Here is a 2111-nt window from a genome sequence, read left to right on the forward strand (position 1 = left end):
ATTGTTCGTGAGTTGGTGAATGAGGTCAAAGTAGAAAGAGAATACTAATGGAACTGGATTCACTAAATACAAAACCTTTAAGAATTCTAATTAGTAATGACGACGGTGTGCATGCTCAAGGAATTCACGCGTTAGCGGATGAGCTGAGAAGCATCGCGGAAGTGATCATTGTTGCCCCAGACCGAAATCGTTCTGGTGCATCAAACTCATTGACTTTGGAACAGCCTCTGCGAGTATCAGAAATTGGCCCTAATACTTATTCGGTTCAAGGGACACCGACAGATTGCGTTCACTTTGCTCTAAATGAGCTGATGAAAGATGATCTGCCAGATCTTGTATTATCTGGCATTAATCATGGTGCAAATCTGGGGGATGACGTTCTGTACTCTGGTACCGTCGCTGCTGCAATGGAAGGGCATTTTCTTGGCGTGCAGGCCATTGCGTTTTCACTGGTTGGTAAACGTCATTTTGAGTCGGCTGCTAAAATTGCTCGACAGTTGGTTGAGCAACACTTGGCAGCGCCAATCCCAACCAACCGTTTGTTGAACGTGAATGTACCTGACTTGCCTCTCGAGAGTCTTGGTGAAATCGAAGTGACCCGTTTAGGTGCTCGTCATCACGCAGAGAATATGATCAAGCAGAAAGATCCGCGTGGGCATGATATCTATTGGTTAGGGCCTCCGGGGAAAGAACAAGATGCGGGTGAAGGTACCGACTTCTATGCGATTGAGCACGGTCGAGTTTCTATTACCCCACTGCAAGTAGACCTCACGGCTCATGAGTCTCTGCGTGCGATGGATAGTTGGTTGAAGGAAGAGAAGTAATGAGTAACCCACATGCTGACAGGTTGATAGCGTTTCTTATCTCCAGTGGCATCAAAGATCAACGCGTTTTGGATGCAATGCATTGTTTACCGAGAGAGAGCTTTGTTTCTCAAGCGATGATGCACCAAGCCTACGATAACAATGCGCTACCGATTGGTCAGGGACAAACTATTTCTCAACCTTACATCGTCGCTCGCATGACCGAGCTGCTTGAGCTTCAACGTGCTAGTAACGTTTTGGAAATCGGAACCGGTTCTGGGTACCAAACCGCAGTTTTAGCACAAATCGTTGACCATGTTTATTCCGTTGAACGCATCAAATCTTTGCAATGGGAAGCGAAACGTCGCCTTAAGCAACTTGATATTTACAATGTCTCGACGAAGCATGGTGATGGCTGGTTAGGATGGGAAACGAAAGGTCCGTTTGACGCCATCATTGTTACCGCTGCTGCAGAAGTGATTCCCCAAGCGCTTCTCTCACAGCTAAAAGATGGCGGTAAAATGGTGATTCCTGTCGGAGATGCTGAGCAGCAACTACTTAGAATTGAACGCAAGGGTGACGAGTACCTTTCTACCGTTGTGGAAATGGTTCGCTTTGTTCCTCTTGTCGCAGGTGATTTGGCTTAAGGATCTGAGGTTAGGTGAGTAAGTTACTGCGTCATATTGGTATTAGCTTTGTATTAGCTGCGGGACTCGTTGGTTGCGCGGCTCACTCACCTGCGCCTGTTTCCAGCCTAAAGAAGGATTATTCGAGCGTTGAGCGTGGCAGTTATAGAGGGAGTTACTACGAAGTAAAGAAAGGTGACACACTTTATTTCATTGCTTACGTCACAGATAAGGATGTAAATGATCTTGTACGTTACAACGAACTCTCTCAGCCTTACACCATTTATCCAGGTCAAAAGCTAAAACTTTGGGCTCCGAAATATGTCGCGCCAAAATATGGCCAAAAAGTTGAACCCGTTGTAGTACCTGTAGTTACAACGACACCGCCTCCAGTGGTGAAGCCAACGACGACGACAAAGCCTGTGACTTCAAGTAAAAACTCTAGTCAAAAGCCTACAACAACTCCGACTAAAGTCGCACAAAAAGAGCCGCCAAAGAAAGTTGAACAAACCAAAGCAAAGGAGTATGTTGGTTCAAAAGATAACCAACCTACTAAACCGAAGCCGCCAACAACGACGGTACAAAACGACAAAGTATCGAAGTGGTTGTGGCCGACAAAAGGGAGAGTAATCAAGAACTTTTCGGCGGGAGAACAGGGAAATAAAGGCATTGACATCGCAGG

Annotated in this window: 3 protein-coding genes; all 3 read left to right on the forward strand. The window is 46.1% G+C overall.

The features are described 5' to 3' along the window. The first annotated feature begins 47 nt into the window (after positions 1-47). Entirely contained in the window at positions 48-824 is a 777-nt protein-coding gene (gene surE, locus R7Q47_RS23330) for a 5'/3'-nucleotidase SurE (protein WP_017449149.1), read from the forward strand. Further along, the gene (locus R7Q47_RS23335; protein ID WP_005455562.1) at positions 824-1450 is read left to right on the forward strand and encodes a protein-L-isoaspartate(D-aspartate) O-methyltransferase; all 627 of its coding nucleotides are present in this window, start codon (positions 824-826) and stop codon (positions 1448-1450) included. The genes surE and R7Q47_RS23335 overlap by 1 nt, the downstream gene beginning before the upstream one ends. A 14-nt stretch (positions 1451-1464) precedes the next feature. Continuing rightward, positions 1465-2111, forward strand: a 647-nt coding sequence (locus tag R7Q47_RS23340; RefSeq protein ID WP_318089438.1) for a LysM peptidoglycan-binding domain-containing protein, incomplete at its 3' end; no start/stop codon positions are given.

Source organism: Vibrio sp. Vb0349, from assembly GCF_033338975.1.